The organism is Streptomyces sp. NPDC059906 (assembly GCF_042730645.1).
GTDB lineage: Bacteria > Actinomycetota > Actinomycetes > Streptomycetales > Streptomycetaceae > Streptomyces > Streptomyces rubrogriseus.
Genome location: NZ_JBHWKU010000039.1, coordinates 36,864 through 51,805, shown reverse-complemented (window position 1 = coordinate 51,805; position 14,942 = coordinate 36,864). Strand labels below are relative to the sequence as shown.

General features: G+C 74.9%; 12 protein-coding genes. 6 read left to right on the top strand and 6 right to left on the bottom strand.

Features of this window, described 5'->3' with window-relative positions:
* Positions 1-219 precede the first annotated feature (219 nt).
* The gene (locus tag ACFV9J_RS35825) at positions 220-1,179 is read left to right on the top strand and encodes a DMT family transporter (protein ID WP_385361665.1); all 960 of its coding nucleotides are present in this window, start codon (positions 220-222) and stop codon (positions 1,177-1,179) included.
* A 46-nt stretch (positions 1,180-1,225) separates the two neighbouring features.
* On the opposite strand, the gene ACFV9J_RS35820 is transcribed toward ACFV9J_RS35825, so the two are convergent.
* On the bottom strand, positions 1,226-1,912 hold the full coding sequence (locus ACFV9J_RS35820; protein WP_385361663.1) for a pyridoxamine 5'-phosphate oxidase family protein: 687 nt from the start codon (positions 1,910-1,912) through the stop codon (positions 1,226-1,228).
* Between the two features lie 35 nt (positions 1,913-1,947).
* Between ACFV9J_RS35820 and ACFV9J_RS35815 the strand changes: the two genes are divergently transcribed.
* Positions 1,948-3,285: an aminotransferase class I/II-fold pyridoxal phosphate-dependent enzyme gene (locus ACFV9J_RS35815; RefSeq protein ID WP_385361662.1), complete on the top strand. Its 1,338-nt coding sequence runs from the start codon at positions 1,948-1,950 to the stop codon at positions 3,283-3,285.
* Positions 3,286-3,706: 421 nt separating this feature from the next.
* Here ACFV9J_RS35815 and ACFV9J_RS35810 read toward each other — a convergent pair whose 3' ends face one another.
* Positions 3,707-4,711, bottom strand: coding sequence for a DMT family transporter (locus ACFV9J_RS35810; protein WP_385361660.1), 1,005 nt, complete (start codon positions 4,709-4,711; stop codon positions 3,707-3,709).
* Positions 4,712-4,785: 74 nt separating this feature from the next.
* Between ACFV9J_RS35810 and ACFV9J_RS35805 the strand changes: the two genes are divergently transcribed.
* A complete protein-coding gene (locus ACFV9J_RS35805) occupies positions 4,786-5,697 on the top strand; it encodes a LysR family transcriptional regulator (RefSeq protein ID WP_385361658.1) in 912 nt (303 codons plus the stop codon).
* A 262-nt stretch (positions 5,698-5,959) separates the two neighbouring features.
* On the opposite strand, the gene ACFV9J_RS35800 is transcribed toward ACFV9J_RS35805, so the two are convergent.
* A complete protein-coding gene (locus ACFV9J_RS35800; protein ID WP_385361656.1) occupies positions 5,960-6,427 on the bottom strand; it encodes a pyridoxamine 5'-phosphate oxidase family protein in 468 nt (155 codons plus the stop codon).
* Complete coding sequence (locus ACFV9J_RS35795; protein ID WP_385361655.1) at positions 6,424-6,921, bottom strand: Rieske (2Fe-2S) protein; 498 nt, start codon at positions 6,919-6,921, stop codon at positions 6,424-6,426. Before ACFV9J_RS35795 ends, ACFV9J_RS35800 begins: the two co-directional genes overlap by 4 nt.
* A 318-nt stretch (positions 6,922-7,239) precedes the next feature.
* Here ACFV9J_RS35795 and ACFV9J_RS35790 point away from each other — a divergent pair, with 318 nt between their 5' ends.
* Complete coding sequence (locus ACFV9J_RS35790) at positions 7,240-8,853, top strand: serine protease (protein ID WP_385361653.1); 1,614 nt, start codon at positions 7,240-7,242, stop codon at positions 8,851-8,853.
* Between the two features lie 100 nt (positions 8,854-8,953).
* Positions 8,954-9,517, top strand: a complete 564-nt coding sequence (locus ACFV9J_RS35785; RefSeq protein WP_385361651.1) for a hypothetical protein — start codon at positions 8,954-8,956, stop codon at positions 9,515-9,517.
* 85 nt (positions 9,518-9,602) lie between these two features.
* On the opposite strand, the gene ACFV9J_RS35780 is transcribed toward ACFV9J_RS35785, so the two are convergent.
* Positions 9,603-10,586, bottom strand: coding sequence for a LuxR family transcriptional regulator (locus ACFV9J_RS35780; RefSeq protein WP_385361649.1), 984 nt, complete (start codon positions 10,584-10,586; stop codon positions 9,603-9,605).
* 124 nt (positions 10,587-10,710) lie between these two features.
* On the opposite strand from ACFV9J_RS35780, the gene ACFV9J_RS35775 reads away from it, so the two are divergent.
* Positions 10,711-12,123, top strand: coding sequence for an aminopeptidase P family protein (locus ACFV9J_RS35775; protein WP_385361647.1), 1,413 nt, complete (start codon positions 10,711-10,713; stop codon positions 12,121-12,123).
* A 68-nt stretch (positions 12,124-12,191) separates the two neighbouring features.
* Here the strand turns inward: ACFV9J_RS35775 and ACFV9J_RS35770 are convergent, their stop codons facing one another.
* Entirely contained in the window at positions 12,192-14,921 is a 2,730-nt protein-coding gene (locus ACFV9J_RS35770; protein WP_385361645.1) for a LuxR C-terminal-related transcriptional regulator, read from the bottom strand.
* Positions 14,922-14,942 lie beyond the last annotated feature (21 nt).

The following is a 14,942-nucleotide window of genomic DNA, read 5'->3' as shown; positions in this document are numbered from 1 at the left end:
CGCGGCAGACGGGAATTGTCAGACAGGCCCTAGGGTGCGGATCATGCATTCCGACGCACTCGTCCTCCCGCCTCCGGCCGCCTGAGGCGGGCCCTGTAGCGAGCCCGGCGCGCCGTCGCCGGGCCGGACGGTGCTGCCCGCAGACGAAAGTCCTCGCGCCCCGGTCGTTCCGGGCCGCCCCGAACTTCCGCGCCTCGTGCGCGTCTGCGGAGAGAACTCGTGTCGAATGCCGTCTCCGGCCTGCCCGTAGGGCGTGGCCTCCTCTATCTGATCGTCGCCGGTGTCGCCTGGGGCACCGCCGGTGCCGCCGCCTCGCTGGTCTACCGCGCCAGCGACACGGGGCCCGTCGCCCTGTCGTTCTGGCGCTGCGCGGTGGGGCTCGTGCTGCTGCTCGCCGTCCGCCCGCTGCGCCCGCGGGTGCGCCCGGCGGTCCGCGAACCGTTCGCCCGCAAGACGCTGCGGGCCGTCGTCACCGGTATCGGGCTCGCGGTGTTCCAGACCGCCTACTTCGCCGCCGTGCAGTCCACCGGACTCGCCGTGGCCACGGTGGTCACCCTCGGTGCGGGGCCCGTACTGATCGCCCTCGGCGCGCGCCTCGCCCTCGGTGAACAGCTGGGAGCGGGAGGTGCCGCGGCCGTGGCCGGCGCCCTCGCCGGGCTGCTGGTGCTCGTCCTCGGCGGCGGAAGCGCGACCGTCCGCCTGCCGGGTGTGCTCCTCGCGCTGCTGTCCGCCGCCGGGTACTCGGTGATGACGCTGCTCACCCGATGGTGGGGACGGGGCGGCGGGGCGGACGCGGCCGGTACGTCCGTGGGGGCGTTCGCCGTCACGAGCCTGTGCCTGCTGCCGTTCGCCCTGGCCGAGGGACTGGTACCGCACACCGCAGAACCGGTACGGCTCCTGTGGCTCCTCGCCTACGTCGCGGCCGTCCCGACCGCGCTCGCCTACGGGCTCTACTTCGCCGGCGCGGCCGTCGTCCGGTCCGCGACCGTCTCCGTGATCATGCTCCTGGAGCCGGTCAGCGCGGCCGCGCTCGCCGTCCTGCTGCTCGGCGAGCACCTGACGGCCGCGACCCTGGCCGGCACGCTGCTGATGCTCGGCTCGGTCGCGGGGCTCGCGGTGGCCGAGACACGGGCGGCGCGGGAGGCGCGGGAGGCCGTCACGCGGCCGGCGCCCGCGTGACGGCGGCAGCCCTTCTGGGGGCCCGCGCCGCTCGCGCGGGCCGGTGTCACCCGGCCGAGAGGTAGTCCGGCAGCACCGTGCCGGGCGCCAGGGCCGGGTCGGCGACCGGAGCGTCGTACCCCTTGCGCAACGGGACGAGACCGGCCCAGTGGGGGAGGGAGAGGTCCTCCGGTTCGTCGTTCACCCCGCCCGTGCGGAGCTTGGCGGAGACCTCGTTCAGGTCGAGGCGGATCACGGCGGTGGCGGCCAGCTCCTTCTTGTTGGCCGGCCGCGAGTCGCGGGAGCGGCCCGGGACGACGTGCTCGACCAGGGCGTCCAGGGCCGTGCGCCGCTCCTCGGGATCCGTCACCTCGTACGCCGTGCCGTGCACCACCACCGACCGGTAGTTGATCGAGTGGTGGAAGGCCGAACGGGCCAGCACCAGCGCGTCCACGTGCGTCACGGTCAGGCACACCGGCAGGCCCGGGTCGGCCGCCCCCGTCATCCGCAGCGGCCGCGAGCCCGTGGAGCCGTGCACGTAGAGCCGCTCGCCCACCCGGCCGTACAGCGTCGGCAGGACCACCGGGGCGCCGTCGCGGACGAAACCGAGGTGGCAGACGTACCCCTCGTCGAGTATCGCGTGCACCAGCTCCTTGTCGTACCCGGCCCGCTCGGGGGAGCGGGTGGGGACGGTGCGGTCGGTGGGCGGGTAGGTGCCGGTGGGCTGCGACGGCGTCCCCGTGGTCCCCTGCATGGCGTTCTCCATTGCACTAGTGCATAATCTGGTTTGTGCTAGGAGAGTATCGGATCACAGGGCGGGGCGCAGCGGAGATTTCCGCGAGCGTCGAGCGTGCGGTGGGCTCGGGAGAGCTGGAACCGGGGCAACCGCTGCCGCCGATGCGGGAGTTGGCTCAGCGGCTCGGGGTGAACCCGAACACCGTCGCCGCCGCCTACCGCACCCTGCGGGAACGCGGGGTCATCGAGACGGCCGGGCGGAGGGGCAGCCGGGTACGCGCGAAACCGGCGACCACCGGGCGGGAGTTCATCCGCGTCGACGTGCCCGCGGGGGTGCACGACGTGTCCGACGGCAATCCGGACCCGGCGTTGCTGCCCGCGCTGGGCCCCGTGTTCGCCGCGGCGGCCGCACAGGGCGACCGCGAACCGGTGCTGTACGGGCACGCGCCCGTGGATCCGGAGCTGGCCCGCGTCGCGCGGGCCGGACTGGACGCCGACGGTGTGCCGGACGGGCCCGTGATGGTGACGTCCGGCTCCCTGGACGCCATGGAGCGGGTCCTCGCGGCCCATCTCAGGCCCGGTGACGCCGTCGCCGTCGAGGACCCGGGCTGGGGCAGCCTCCTGGACCTGGTGCCCGCGCTCGGCCTGCGCACGGTCCCCGTCGGCGTCGACGACCAAGGACCGCTGCCCGAGGACGTGCGCCGGGTCCTGGCGGCCGGTGCCCGCGCCCTGGTGGTCACGGACCGCGCGCAGAACCCGACCGGCGCCGCGGTGGGCGCGGCACGCGCGCGTGCGCTGCGGTCCGTCCTGCGCGAGCACCCGGGGACGCTGCTCATCGAGGACGACCACGGCCACGGCATCGTCGACCTGCCGCTGCACCCCCTCGCCGGTACGACCCGTCACTGGGCCCTCGTCCGTTCCGCCGCCAAGGCCTGCGGTCCCGACCTGCGGCTCGCCGTGCTCACCGGGGACCCCGTCACGCTCGACCGGGTGCACGGGCGGCAGCGGCTGGGCCCCGGCTGGGTCAGCCGCATCACCCAGCGGGCCGTGGCCCGGCTGTGGGCCGACGGCGCGGTGGACGCCCGCGCGGTGGCGGGGGTGTACGGGCGACGCAGGGACGGGCTCCTCGGCGCCCTCGCGGAACACGGGGTCGCCGGGTACGGCCGTAGCGGCATGAACGTGTGGATCCCGGTGCCGGACGAGACGGGTGCCGTCGCCCGGCTCCTGCACGCAGGCTGGGCGGTCGCCCCCGGCGCCCGCTTCCGCCTGGGCGCGCCGCCCGGCATCCGGATCACCGTCTCGACGCTGGGGGAGGACGACCTCGGACCATTGGCGGAGGCGGTCGCCGCGGCGACGGGGCCGGGGTCGGGGCCGCCACGGAGCTACGTCTGAGGCGGGGTTCGCGAGGGGCCCGGGTGCCGGTCGGCGCCCGTGGACCCCGCGCCGGGTGCCGTGCCTGCCCGGCGGTCGGAGCGGTGCGTGTTCGGCGGTCGCAGCGGTGCATCGTGGGGGTGTCCCGGGTCTCGTCGCGGGGCGTGCCGGTAGGCGCTCCCCGGGTGCGGGTGCGGGTGCGGGTGCGGGTGACGGGGTCCCCGGCGGCGGGGTATCCGGTGCCGTACCGCGCCGCACTCCGCTCGGCCGGACGGCGTGGGACGCGCGCTTGCGGCCGGGCGCGCTGTCCCAGGGCCTCCCGGGCCGCGTCGAACCGCCCCGGCGAACCCGGAGGCGAGTGGCTCCCGGCACGGGCGGTGGGCGATCCGGCGAGCTGCCCCCCCGGTGCGTGAGGCGGCGCACGCCCGGGGTCCCGCCCCTGTCAGACCCGCGAGCCCTGTCTTGCCCTCGTCGTCCCCCGAGTCTCCGACGCGGGCGCGGGCGCGGGCGCGGGTGCGGTCCCGCCCCGGTCCGTCCTGGGCCGGGACTGGGTCAGGGCCGCGCCGGCGAGGACGACGGCCGCGCCGACCGGGGTCGACCAGGACAGCGACTCGCCGAGCAGGGCGACGCCCGCCGCCGTCGCGATGACCGGGGTGAAGTAGGTGACCATCTGGGCCGTCGTCGGGCCGACCTCGGCGACCAGGTCGTACTGGATCAGGAAGGCGAGCCCGGTGCCGAGGACGCCCAGCGCCGCGACCGCCAGCAGCGGGAGTACCGGGAAGCTGGTGGGCACCGAGGTGAACAGCGGTGTCACGACCGCCAGTTGCAGCGTGGCCAGGCCCAGCTGGGCACCGGTCAGCGACAGGTGGGAGTGGCTGGAGCCGGCCAGCGTGCGGCGGACGTAGATCCAGCCGACCGGATAGCTGAGCGAGGCCAGCAGGGCCAGCGCCGTGCCCGTGACGTCGAGGCCGTGGAACCCCTGCCAGACGCCCAGCACGGTCAGGACGCCGAGGAAGCCGATGCCGAGCCCGGCCACCCGGCGGCGCGTCGGCCGGTCCTCGGGCAGGGCGACCAGCGACAGGGCCATGCCCCACAGCGGCGAGGTCGCGTTGCAGATGCCCGCGAGGGACGACGGGATGGTCAGCTCGGAGAAGGCGAACAGCGAGAACGGCAGCGCGTTGAGGAGGAACCCGGCGACCGTCAGGTGCGCCCACGTCCACGCCCCCCGCGGAAGCCGCTCCCGCTTCACCGCCATCGCCGCGGCGACCACCGCCGTGCCGAACGCCAGCCGCCCGAGCGTGACCTGGAACGGGGCGAAACTCTCGGTGCCCACCTTCATGAAGAGGAAGCTGAAACCCCAGACGAGGGAGAGGAGTCCGAAGCGCAGCCGCCAGTCGAGGACGCGGCGGGCCGGGGAAGGGGCGGAGGGGGACGGGACGCTGCTCATGCAGGCAACGATGAGGCAGTCATCATCGTAGCACAATCGAGAATTCGCACGGAATATCTCGTAGTATCGCTTACATGTTGAACCTGGAGCGCCTGCGGACCCTCGACGCCCTCGCCCGGCACGGATCGGTCAGCGGCGCCGCGGCCGGCCTGCACATCACCACCTCGGCGGTCTCCCAGCAGATGGCCAAGCTGGAGCGCGAGGCCGGGCAGCGGCTCCTCGCCAAGAACGGGCGGGGCGTACGCCTCACGGACGCAGGCCGGCTGCTCGCCGAGCACGCGGCCCGCATCCTCTCCCAGGTCGAGCTGGCCCAGGCCGACCTGGAGGCGCAGCGCGGACAGGTGGCGGGCGAGCTGCGGCTGTCGGCGTTCCCCACGGCCGCCCGCGGACTCTTCCCCGCCGCGCTGGCCGCCCTGCGTGCCGAGCACCCCGCCCTGCGCATCCGCTCCTCGGAGCTGGAGCCGGAGCGCGGCATCAACGGCGTGGTGCGCGGCGACCTGGACCTGGCCGTCGTGCTCGACTGGTACAACAAGCCGATGCCGCTGCCCGACGGACTCGTCAAGGCGCCGCTCCTGGACGACCCCGCCGATGTCGCCCTGCCCGTCGGCCACCGGCTGGCCGGCCGGGACGAGGTGGACCTCGCGGAGTTCGCCGAGGACGAGTGGATCACATGGGGCGAGGGGGAGTTCTGCCATGAGTGGCTGATGTTCACGCTGCGCTCCAAGGGCATCGAGCCGATCGTCGGCCATCGCGCCGCCGAGACCCACACCCAGCTCGGGCTGGTCGCCGCCGGGCTCGGCGTGTGCATCGCCCCCCTGCTCGGCCGCCATCCGATGCCCGCCGCGGTCGTCACCGTGCCGCTGAAGCAGCGGGTGCGGCGGCACGTGTACGTCGTCTGGCGCGCGGACGCCGACCGCCGCCCGTCGATCCGGGCGGCGGTGGACGCGCTGCGTGCCACGGCGCGGGAGGTGGGCGAGGCGGGGTGAGACCGGGCGGGCACGCGCCGGGGGCGACACTTGGGCGGGCGCCGGGCTATACGGACGTCTCTCGGGCGTGCGTCGGGCTATACGGACGTCTCTCGGGCGGGCGTCGGGCTATACGGACGTCTCTCGGGCGGGCGCCGGGTTATGCGGACGCTTCTCGGGCGTGCGCCGGACTGCACTGGCGCCTCTCGGACGGGCCCGGGATGCACGGACGCCTCTCGGACGGGCGCCGGGTTACACGGACGCCACTGGGTCGTGCGCCGGGCTACACCGGCGCCAGCTTGCGGAAGTCCCAGGAGACGACCTTCTCCGGCGTCAGCCGCAGCCACGCGTGCCGGCCGTCGTGGGGCATCTCCTGGAGGCCGAAGTTCTTGCGGGCGAACAGCGTCTCCGGGAAGTCGAGTTCGGCGCACAGCTCCCCGGTGCGCGGCGCCTCGCCCACGAACGCCACCCGGCCGGACAGCTCCACGCCCCGCAACTCGTCGTACTCCTCGCCGGTGTCGACGACGACCGCCACCCGCGGATCGCGCCGCAGGTCCGTCCAGCGGCGGCTGCGCACGACCGAGTACAGCCACATCGAGGCGCCGTCCCAGACGAACCAGAGCGTGCTCACGTGCGGGGCGCCGTCCGCCGAGACGGTGGCGACCCGGCAGGTGCGCTGGGTGGTGAGGAAGGCCTCCAGCTCGCCCGGCGTCATCATGATCCGGCGCCCCCGGCGCTGCGTCACGGTCATCCGGCCAGCCGGATCGAGTCCCCGCTGACCGTGATCTGCACGGCGGGCAGCGGCTTGGGCGCGGGACCGCCCTGCACGCTGCCGTCGGTGATCGAGAAGCTGCTGTTGTGGCAGGGGCAGTTGATGAGCCCGTCGGCCACGCTCTTCACGGCGCAGCCCTGGTGGGTGCAGGTGGCGGAGAACGCCTTGAAGTCGCCCGCCGCGGGCTGGGTCACCACCACCTTCTGGTCGGGGAAGACCTTCCCGCCGCCCTCGGGGATGTCGGCCGTCGCCGCGAGGGCGGCCCCGGCCCCCGCGTTCTCGCCGCCGCCCGAACCGCTGCCGCCCGCCTCCTGGGAGGGACTGCCGGAGGCACCGGTGCCGCTGTCGCCGGACGCGTCGTCGTCCGAGCCTGAGCAGGCGGCCAGCACGGCGGTGAGCCCCGCCGCCCCGGCCGCCGCCACGACGGTACGACGGGCCGGTCCCGCTGCGGGATGAAACGATGCGCTGGTCATGCTGGGGTCCCTTCCGGGGTGGATGCGTGATGATCTGCCGAGAGGTACGGCCCCGCGGCGCTTGTTGTTCAAGGCCGGCGGCCGTCCCTCGCCCACCGGCCGCCGGGCAACTCCGCGTGGAACTCCCCGAGTCGTGCCGGGCACCGCAATTACTTGCGTGTCCGTGCCCGTGACACCCGGATAGGCGCGCGCCGGGCCGGTGCCTAGGTTCCCTTTCGCGAGACACCGTCGCACCGGTTCGCGCCCCGGGAGGCGTGAACGACGCGAAAGGCGGCTTGCGTTGGCTTGTCATGCGCACGACACCCCACGGAGATGCCCATGAAACTCAGGAAGTTCGACGCCCGTGCCATACGGGGGCTGCTCGCCGCCGGTGCCACGTCCGCCCTGCTCGTAGGCGCCGCGGCCGCCAACGGAGCGGCGGCCCCCGTACCGCCCGACGACCGGGGCCACATCGTCGGGGCCGACCGTGCCGGAGCCGTCGAGGGCTCCTACATCGTCACCCTCAAGGACAACGTCGCCAGAGCCGACATACCCGCCTCGGCCAAGGCGCTGGCCGAACGCCACGGAGGCAGCCTGCGCTACACCTACACCACCGCCCTGCGCGGCTTCGCGGTGAAGATGACGGAGCGGCGGGCCGAGGAACTCGCAGCCGACCCGTCGGTGGCCCGCGTCGAGGCCGACGCCGTGGCCTACGCGGTCGGCACCCAGCCCAATCCGCCCTCCTGGGGCCTGGACCGCATCGACCAGCGAGACCTGCCGGTCGACCGCTCCTACACCTACCCCGGCGGTGCCCCCGACGTCACCGCCTACGTCGTCGACACCGGAGTCCGCCTCAGCCACAACGACTTCGGCGGCCGCGCGGTCAGCGGCTACGACTTCATCGACGACGACTCCAACGCCTCCGACTGCCAGGGCCACGGCACCCATGTGGCCGGCACCGTCGGCGGCGCCTCGCACGGCGTCGCGAAGGACGTCCGGCTGGTCAGCGTCCGGGTGCTCAACTGCCAGGGCACCTCGGGCAACACCTGGGCGCCGGTCCTCGCGGGCATCGACTGGGTCACCAGGAACGCCGACGGTCCCTCGGTGGCCAACATGAGCATCGGCGGCGGCCGGACCCAGTCCGTCAACGACGCCGTCGACGCCTCCGTCGCCGCCGGCGTCACCTGGGTGGTCGCGGCCGGCAACAACAACGCCGACGCCTGCTCGTACTCGCCCTCCTCCACCGCCGCCGCCGTCACCGTCGGCGCCACCGACAGCCGCGACGCCCGGGCCAGCGGCTGGTCGAACGGACAGGGCTCCAACTACGGCTCCTGCCTGGACATCTTCGCTCCCGGCGACGACATCGTCTCCGCCTCCAACGCGGGCGACTCCGCCTCCCGGACGGACAGCGGCACCTCGATGGCCTCGCCGCACGTCGCCGGTGCGGCCGCCCTGCTGCTGTCGGCCCACCCGGACTGGTCCCCCGCCCAGGTCCGCGACCGACTCGTCGCCGACGCCACGTCCGGCAAGGTCACCGACCCCCGCAACGGGTCCCCCAACCGCCTGCTGTTCACCGGTACCGGTGACGACACCCAGCCGCCCTCCGACGGCGAGCGGTTCGAGAACACCGACGACTACCCGATCCGGGACGGGGCCACCGTCGAGTCCCCCCTCACGGTCACCGGCGTCAGCGGCAACGCGCCCGCCGACCTCTCCGTCGCCGTGGACATCCGCCACACCTACCGCGGCGACCTCAGGGCCGAGCTGGTCGCCCCCGACGGCGACGTCTTCCTGCTGAAGGACTACGCGGCCTACGACGGCACCGACGACGTCCGGGGCACGTTCGCGGTCGACGCCTCCGGCAAGCCCGCGAACGGCACCTGGAAGCTCCGGGTGAGCGACAACTGGGTCAACGACACCGGCCGGATCGACGCCTGGTCGCTCCAGTTCTGAGCCGCCCGCCGTCCTCACCCCCGCCGTCCTCACCCCCGCCCTCCTCACCCCCACCCCCCTTGCCCCACCCCCCTGTTTTTCCCCCACGAAAGGACACGACATGTCCGTGCTCAAGCGGGGAGCCGGAGCGCTCCTGGCCTCCCTCCTGCTGGCGGCCCTGCCCTTCACCGCCGAGGCGGCCGAGACGACGGCCCCCGTCCCCGGCCCGCCCGCCGCGACCGCCGAGGCCAACGCCGCGACCGAGGGCTTCTCGCTCACCGGCGACCGGGCCGGGTCTCCGGCGACGGCGCGGCCGGCGGAGCGGACCCCGGCGAAGCACTCCGCGGGCGTCGCACAGGCGAGCTGGTACTACCACATCACCTCCTCGTGCCGGGGCTACGAGAACGCGATCGTCGCGGGCGCCGACTACTGGGGAGGCGGCGTCCGCACCGCCTCCAGCGGCACCCCCGTCTCCTGCACCAACGGCTACGTGGCGGGCTGCGGCATATCCAACGCCGTCGGCTGCAACTGGAACTACGGCGGTCGTATCGCCCTGTCCACCATGGTGCGCGACTTCGCCCTGCTCTCCGCGCACGAGTTCGGACACAACTGGTACGACCACAGCGCCGTGGGCTGCGCGAGCTGGAACAGCCCCTACGACGTCATGAAGACGCAGATGTGCTGACGACCGGTGTCCGCGACCGGACCGACGTCACCACCGTGACCGCCCGCGGGAACGCGCGGGCGGCCACGGCCGGTCCGGGGCGAATTCACAGCCAGCCCGCGCGCTGGGCCTGCAGGGCCAACTGGAAGCGGTTCGCCGCGCCGAGGCGGGCCATGAGGATCTGGAGACGCCGGAACAGCGTGCGCCGGCTGATGCCCAGCTCGCGGGCGGCGACCTCGTCGGTCGCACCGCCGGCCAGAAGCCGCAGCAGCCGGCGGTCGGCCTGCGGGAGCCCGGCGGGGCGGGCGGCGGGACCGTGCAGCGGGACGGCGTCGCGCCAGGTCTGCTCGAACAGCGCCGCCAGCGCGGAGAGCAGACCGCAGGGCTGCACCACCAGCATGGTGTTGTGCACGTCCGCGTCCTTGATCGACAACGACACCAGTGCGAACGCCTCGTCGATGATCAGCAGCTTGACCGGCACCGACGGCAGCACCCTGGCCTGCTCACCCGCCTCGATACACGGTTCGATGACGTTCTCGAGCTGTCCGGGCCGCTCCAGCGACTCGCGCGCGTAGACGACGCGCTGGGTCACCCCGCGGGCCAGCGTCGCGAGCGCGTCGTCCGTCGCGCCCGCCAGGTGGACGTAGGGCGGGGACTCGAACTGCCGGATCTGCTGCCGGGCACTGGCCCACGCGTGGCGCATCCGCGGACCGACGTCCTCCCCGGTGACGACCTCGACGAGGCCGTCGTTGTAGGCGGCCAGGCGCCGACGGCGGAACGACTCGAACGCACCCCCGACGGCGATGCGCGACTCCTCCAGCTCGGCCGCCCGGTGCCGTGCGAGCACCTCCAGGCCCGCCGCGGGCGGCACCGGCGCCACGACGTCCGCGTCCCCGGCCGCCGCACTGGCCAGACCGGTGTCCGCCAGCGTGGCGTACGCCGCGGTGAGCCGGTCGCCGCCCAGCCCCGTTGCCGCGCCGATCGCCTCCAGCGGGGCGGGGGACAGCTCCAGCAGGGCCAGGTAGACCCGGCAGGCCGTGGGGTCGAGCCCCAGTACGCGGAGGGACTCGCCGAGCTTCTCGTTCGCCATGAGGCGATTATCGGCCCGACCGGTCCCGTGGTGGCCGATCGGTGCCACTGGCACTCCTGTGCCCCGCGGCCCGCCGGGACTCGGTACCGTCCGGCGGAAGGACCAGCGAAAGAAGGTGCACGACGTGTCGAACCGTCGGAAGAACAGCCTGTACCCCACGCTCTCGGCGGAGCTGTCCGCCCTGATGCGCACGGGCTGGGCGGACACGGAGCGGCACGACCTCGCGCCCGCCGAGCAGGCCCCGTACGCGGCCCTCCGCCGTGCCGCGCTCTCCGCGCGGTTCCCCGGTGAACGGCTGGTGGTCCCCTCGGGCAACCTCAAGGTCCGCTCGAACGACGACACGTACCCCTTCCGGCCGTACTCCGGTTACGTGCACATGACCGGAGACCAGGCCCGGGACGGAGCCCTGGTGCTCGAACCCCGCGGGGACGGCGGCCACGACGCCTACTGCTACCAACTGCCCCGGGACAGCCGTGACGACGACGAGTTCTGGACCGGCGCCCACGCCGAACTGTGGACCGGCAGGCGCCGCTCGCTGGCCGAGTCGGAGCGGGTGCTCGGCCTGCCGTGCCGCGACGTGCGCACGGCGGCCGCCGACCTGGCCGCCGCCGGCGAGGTGCGGACCCGCATCGTGCGCGGGGTCGACCCCGCCCTGGAGGCGGCCGTCACCACCGACGAGGAGCGCGACGCCGAGCTGGAGGACGCGCTGAGCGACCTGCGCCTGGTCAAGGACGCCTGGGAGCTCGGGGAGCTGCGCAAGGCGGTGGACTCCACGGTGCGCGGCTTCACCGACGTCGTGGGCGAGTTGTCCCGGGCCGTCGCCTCGTCGGAGCGGTGGCTGGAGGGCACCTTCTTCCGCCGGGCACGCCTGGAGGGCAACGCGGTGGGCTACGGCACGATCTGTGCCGCCGGCGAGCACGCCACCATCATGCACTGGACGGACAACGACGGCCCGGTCCGCCCGGGAGACCTGCTGCTCCTGGACGCCGGTGTGGAGACGCGCTCCCTCTACACCGCCGACGTCACCCGCACCCTGCCGATCAGCGGCACCTTCACGCCGCTCCAGCGCGAGGTGTACGACGCGGTGTACGAGGCCCAGGAGGCCGGGATCGCCACGGTCAAGCCGGGCGCCGCGTACCGCGACTTCCACGAGGCCGCCCAGCGCCACCTGGCGGCGCGGCTGGTGGAGTGGGGCTTCATCGAGGGCCCCGCCGAGCGGGCGTACGAACTGGGTCTGCAGCGCCGCTTCACCATGGCCGGCACCGGTCACATGCTGGGCCTGGACGTCCACGACTGCGCGCGGGCCCGCACGGAGGAGTACGTCGAGGGCGTGCTGGAGCCGGGCATGTGCCTGACCGTCGAACCGGGCCTGTACTTCCAGGCCGACGATCTGACCGTGCCCGAGGAGTGGCGGGGCATCGGCGTCCGGATCGAGGACGACCTCGTCGTCACCGAGGACGGCCACGAGAATCTGTCCGCGGGCCTGCCCCGCAGCGCCGACGAGGTCGAGGCCTGGATGGCCCGCTTCGCGGGCTGAGCCCGCGGACGGACCTTCAGACCTCAGGGACCTCAAGGACCTCAGGGACCTCAAGGACCTCAAGGACCTCAAGGAGGACCGGCGTCCTTCTCCGCGCGCAGGAGGTCGCGGCGGGAGAGGGCGCCCGTCTTCCGTATGGCACGGGCGACATGCTGTTCCACCGTCCGCGGCGAGAGGTGCAGCACCACCGCGATCTCACGGTTCATCAGTCCGCGGGCCGCCAGCTCCGCCACCTCCCGCTCCCTGGGGGAGAGCCGGTCGTCGAACGCGGGACGGCCCGGGCGGCGGGCCGTTGGGGGCTGGTGGGAGCGCAGCAGGGTACGGGCCCGGGCGGCGTCGTAGACCGCGCCGAGTTCCGTGTACTCCTCGACACAGCGCCGCAACGACGCGACGGCCTGGGCCCGCCCGCCGTCCGCACCGGCGGCAGCTTCCGAACGGTCCCCGGCCGCCCCGCCGCCCGCACCGGCGGCTTCCGCGCCGCCGGTGAGTGAGCAGCGTGCCGCCCCCTCCGTCGTCAGGGCCCAGGCATAGGGACGGGGCAGCTCCCGGTAGGCCGCCGCGGCTTTCCGGTACGACCCGGCCGCCTCCCGGTGGCGGCCCTCGCACTCCTCCAGCGCGGCCCGGCTCCACACGACGGCGGCCCGGGCGGACGGCGCGTCCTGCCCCTCCAGTCCCTGGACGAACTCCGCGGCCATCCGGCGGGCGGCCGCCACGTCCCCCGCCCGGGCCACGGCCTCCACCGCCCAGGGGGCCAGCTCCGCGGCCCACGCCCAGATGCCCTTGTCCGACACGGCCGTCCAGGCCGCCCCGGCCTGGTCCGCCGCGGCCGACGGGTCGCCGCGGAGCAGGGAGAGCCGGATCAGCGCCCCCGCCGTGGCCGCGGCCAGCGGCATCCGCGTGCACTCCGGCGCGGGCGCCCCGAGGGCGGTCAGCCAGTGCACGGCCTCGGTCCAGTCCCCCTGGGCGAAGGCCAGCATGCCCCGCACCAGGTGGGCGTCCGCCGCCACCACGGGCATGTCGGCGGTGTCGGCGACGAACCGCTCGCACCGCTCATCCAGCCCCGCCCACCGCCCGGACCACCAGTCCAGCAGCAGGCGGGTGCCCCGCGCCGTCTGCTCGGTGTACGAGGCTCCGATACGGGCCGAGAGGTCGAGCCCCGCCGACAGCAGTTCCTCGCCCCACTGGTACGACCCCCGCCACAGCGCGGCGTCCGCGGCGTTGCACAGGCCGCGCGCCGCGTGCTCCCGGCAGCCGGCCGGCGCGCCGTCGACGGGCAGCGCCGCCACCAGCTCCAGGGCCCGCGGATCACCGCAGGCCACGGCCAACGAGGCGTGGTTGGCGGCGACGGCGGCCCGCGCGACCTCGTCGTCACCGGCGTGGGCGAGCCCGGCGGCCCGGCGCAGCCACTCCCGGTGCCCCGCCAGCGTCCCCGTCGGCCACTCCGGCATGGCCAGCGCCACCATCGCCCGGGAGGTGAGCGCCGGACGCACCTCGCCCAGCTCCTCGACCGCCGACTCCAGCTCGCGCATCCCGGCGGCCAGGTCCCCGACCTGGTTCGCCAGCATCAGGCCGAGGTCCAGCCGCAGTTGCCCCCGGACGTCCACCGGCAGACCGGGGTCGCGGACGGCCTGGGTGAGCACCTCCACCGTCTGGTCCGAGCGCAGCCCGACCACCGCGCTGCGGGCCAGCAGCGGCGCCAGCCGGGCCCGGAACCGCGCCGGGACCTCCGGCACCGCCAGTGTCCGCTCCAGGAGCCCGATCGCCTCCTCGTGGTGACCCCCCGCCACCGCGGCCAGCGCGGCCTTCTCCACCGCCTTGAGCCAGCCCTTGCGCCGGCCGGCGGCCCCGCGGTGCCGGGCCACCTCCGCCCACGGCACCGGCCGGCGGCGGGCGAGCACCCGCGCCGCCCGCCCGTGCAACTCCTCGCGCACCGGCCCTGGCACCCGCTCGCGCACGGCGGTCGCGGCGAGCGGCACGCGGAAGCCGTAGCGTCCCGGCGACACCTCCGACAGCGCCGCGCGGGCCAGGGCCGCGAGCAGCGCCGCACGGCCGCCCGCCGGGTCCGTCCCGGCCACGGACAGCAGTTCGTCCCGGGCGGCCGGTTCGCCCAGCACCGCGGCCGCCCACACGACGGGCCGGTCCGCGGGGGCCAGCGCGTCCGTACGGCTCAGTACCAGTTCGGCCAGCCGCACCGGAACGCCGGCCGCGTCCACGTCGGCGGCCGTGCACCGGGAGCCCGGGCCCGCGCGCAGCGCGCCGAGCAGGTCGGCCACCACCTGCGGCACCCCGCCGGAGCACGTGTGCAGCCGGGCGACCGCCTCGGGCGTCGCCCGTTCGCCCAAGGCCTCCGAGGCGGCCCGGCGCACCCGGTCCACGCTCCAGGCGCACAGCCGGTGCCGGAAGACCGCGAGAGCCGGAGGATAGGAAACGGCCGGGGCGCCCAGCGGCAGACCGCGGGTGCCCAACTCCTCGGGACGGTAGGCGAGCACGGCCGCCAGCCCCTCCCACGGCCGCTCCAGGACCACGCGCAGCCACTCCCGCTCCTCCGGTGCCGCCCGGTGCACGTCGTCCACCAGCAGAAGGGCGGGGCCCCCGCCCGTCTCCGGCCGCTCCTGCGCCGTACCGCACCGCCACAGGTCCCGACGGACCCCGGCCGCCTCCGGCAGGCCGCTCAGCCGGTGCAGCGCACGACTCTTGCCCAGACCCGCCGGGCCCTCCACGAGGACGAGGACCGAGCCGCTTCCCCCGAGCGCCAGACGCAGGGGGGCCAGCCAGGGGGACCGTTGCACAGCGGCCATGTCGTCGACCATCGCTTTCCT

Coding starts and splice junctions, on each gene's coding strand:
- ACFV9J_RS35820 (WP_385361663.1), bottom strand. CDS start 1,912: ATGCAGGGGACCACGGGGACGCCGTCGCAGCCCACCGGCACCTACCCG.
- ACFV9J_RS35810 (WP_385361660.1), bottom strand. CDS start 4,711: ATGAGCAGCGTCCCGTCCCCCTCCGCCCCTTCCCCGGCCCGCCGCGTC.
- ACFV9J_RS35805 (WP_385361658.1), top strand. CDS start 4,786: ATGTTGAACCTGGAGCGCCTGCGGACCCTCGACGCCCTCGCCCGGCAC.
- ACFV9J_RS35800 (WP_385361656.1), bottom strand. CDS start 6,427: ATGACCGTGACGCAGCGCCGGGGGCGCCGGATCATGATGACGCCGGGC.
- ACFV9J_RS35795 (WP_385361655.1), bottom strand. CDS start 6,921: ATGACCAGCGCATCGTTTCATCCCGCAGCGGGACCGGCCCGTCGTACC.
- ACFV9J_RS35790 (WP_385361653.1), top strand. CDS start 7,240: ATGAAACTCAGGAAGTTCGACGCCCGTGCCATACGGGGGCTGCTCGCC.
- ACFV9J_RS35785 (WP_385361651.1), top strand. CDS start 8,954: ATGTCCGTGCTCAAGCGGGGAGCCGGAGCGCTCCTGGCCTCCCTCCTG.
- ACFV9J_RS35780 (WP_385361649.1), bottom strand. CDS start 10,586: ATGGCGAACGAGAAGCTCGGCGAGTCCCTCCGCGTACTGGGGCTCGAC.
- ACFV9J_RS35770 (WP_385361645.1), bottom strand. CDS start 14,921: ATGGCCGCTGTGCAACGGTCCCCCTGGCTGGCCCCCCTGCGTCTGGCG.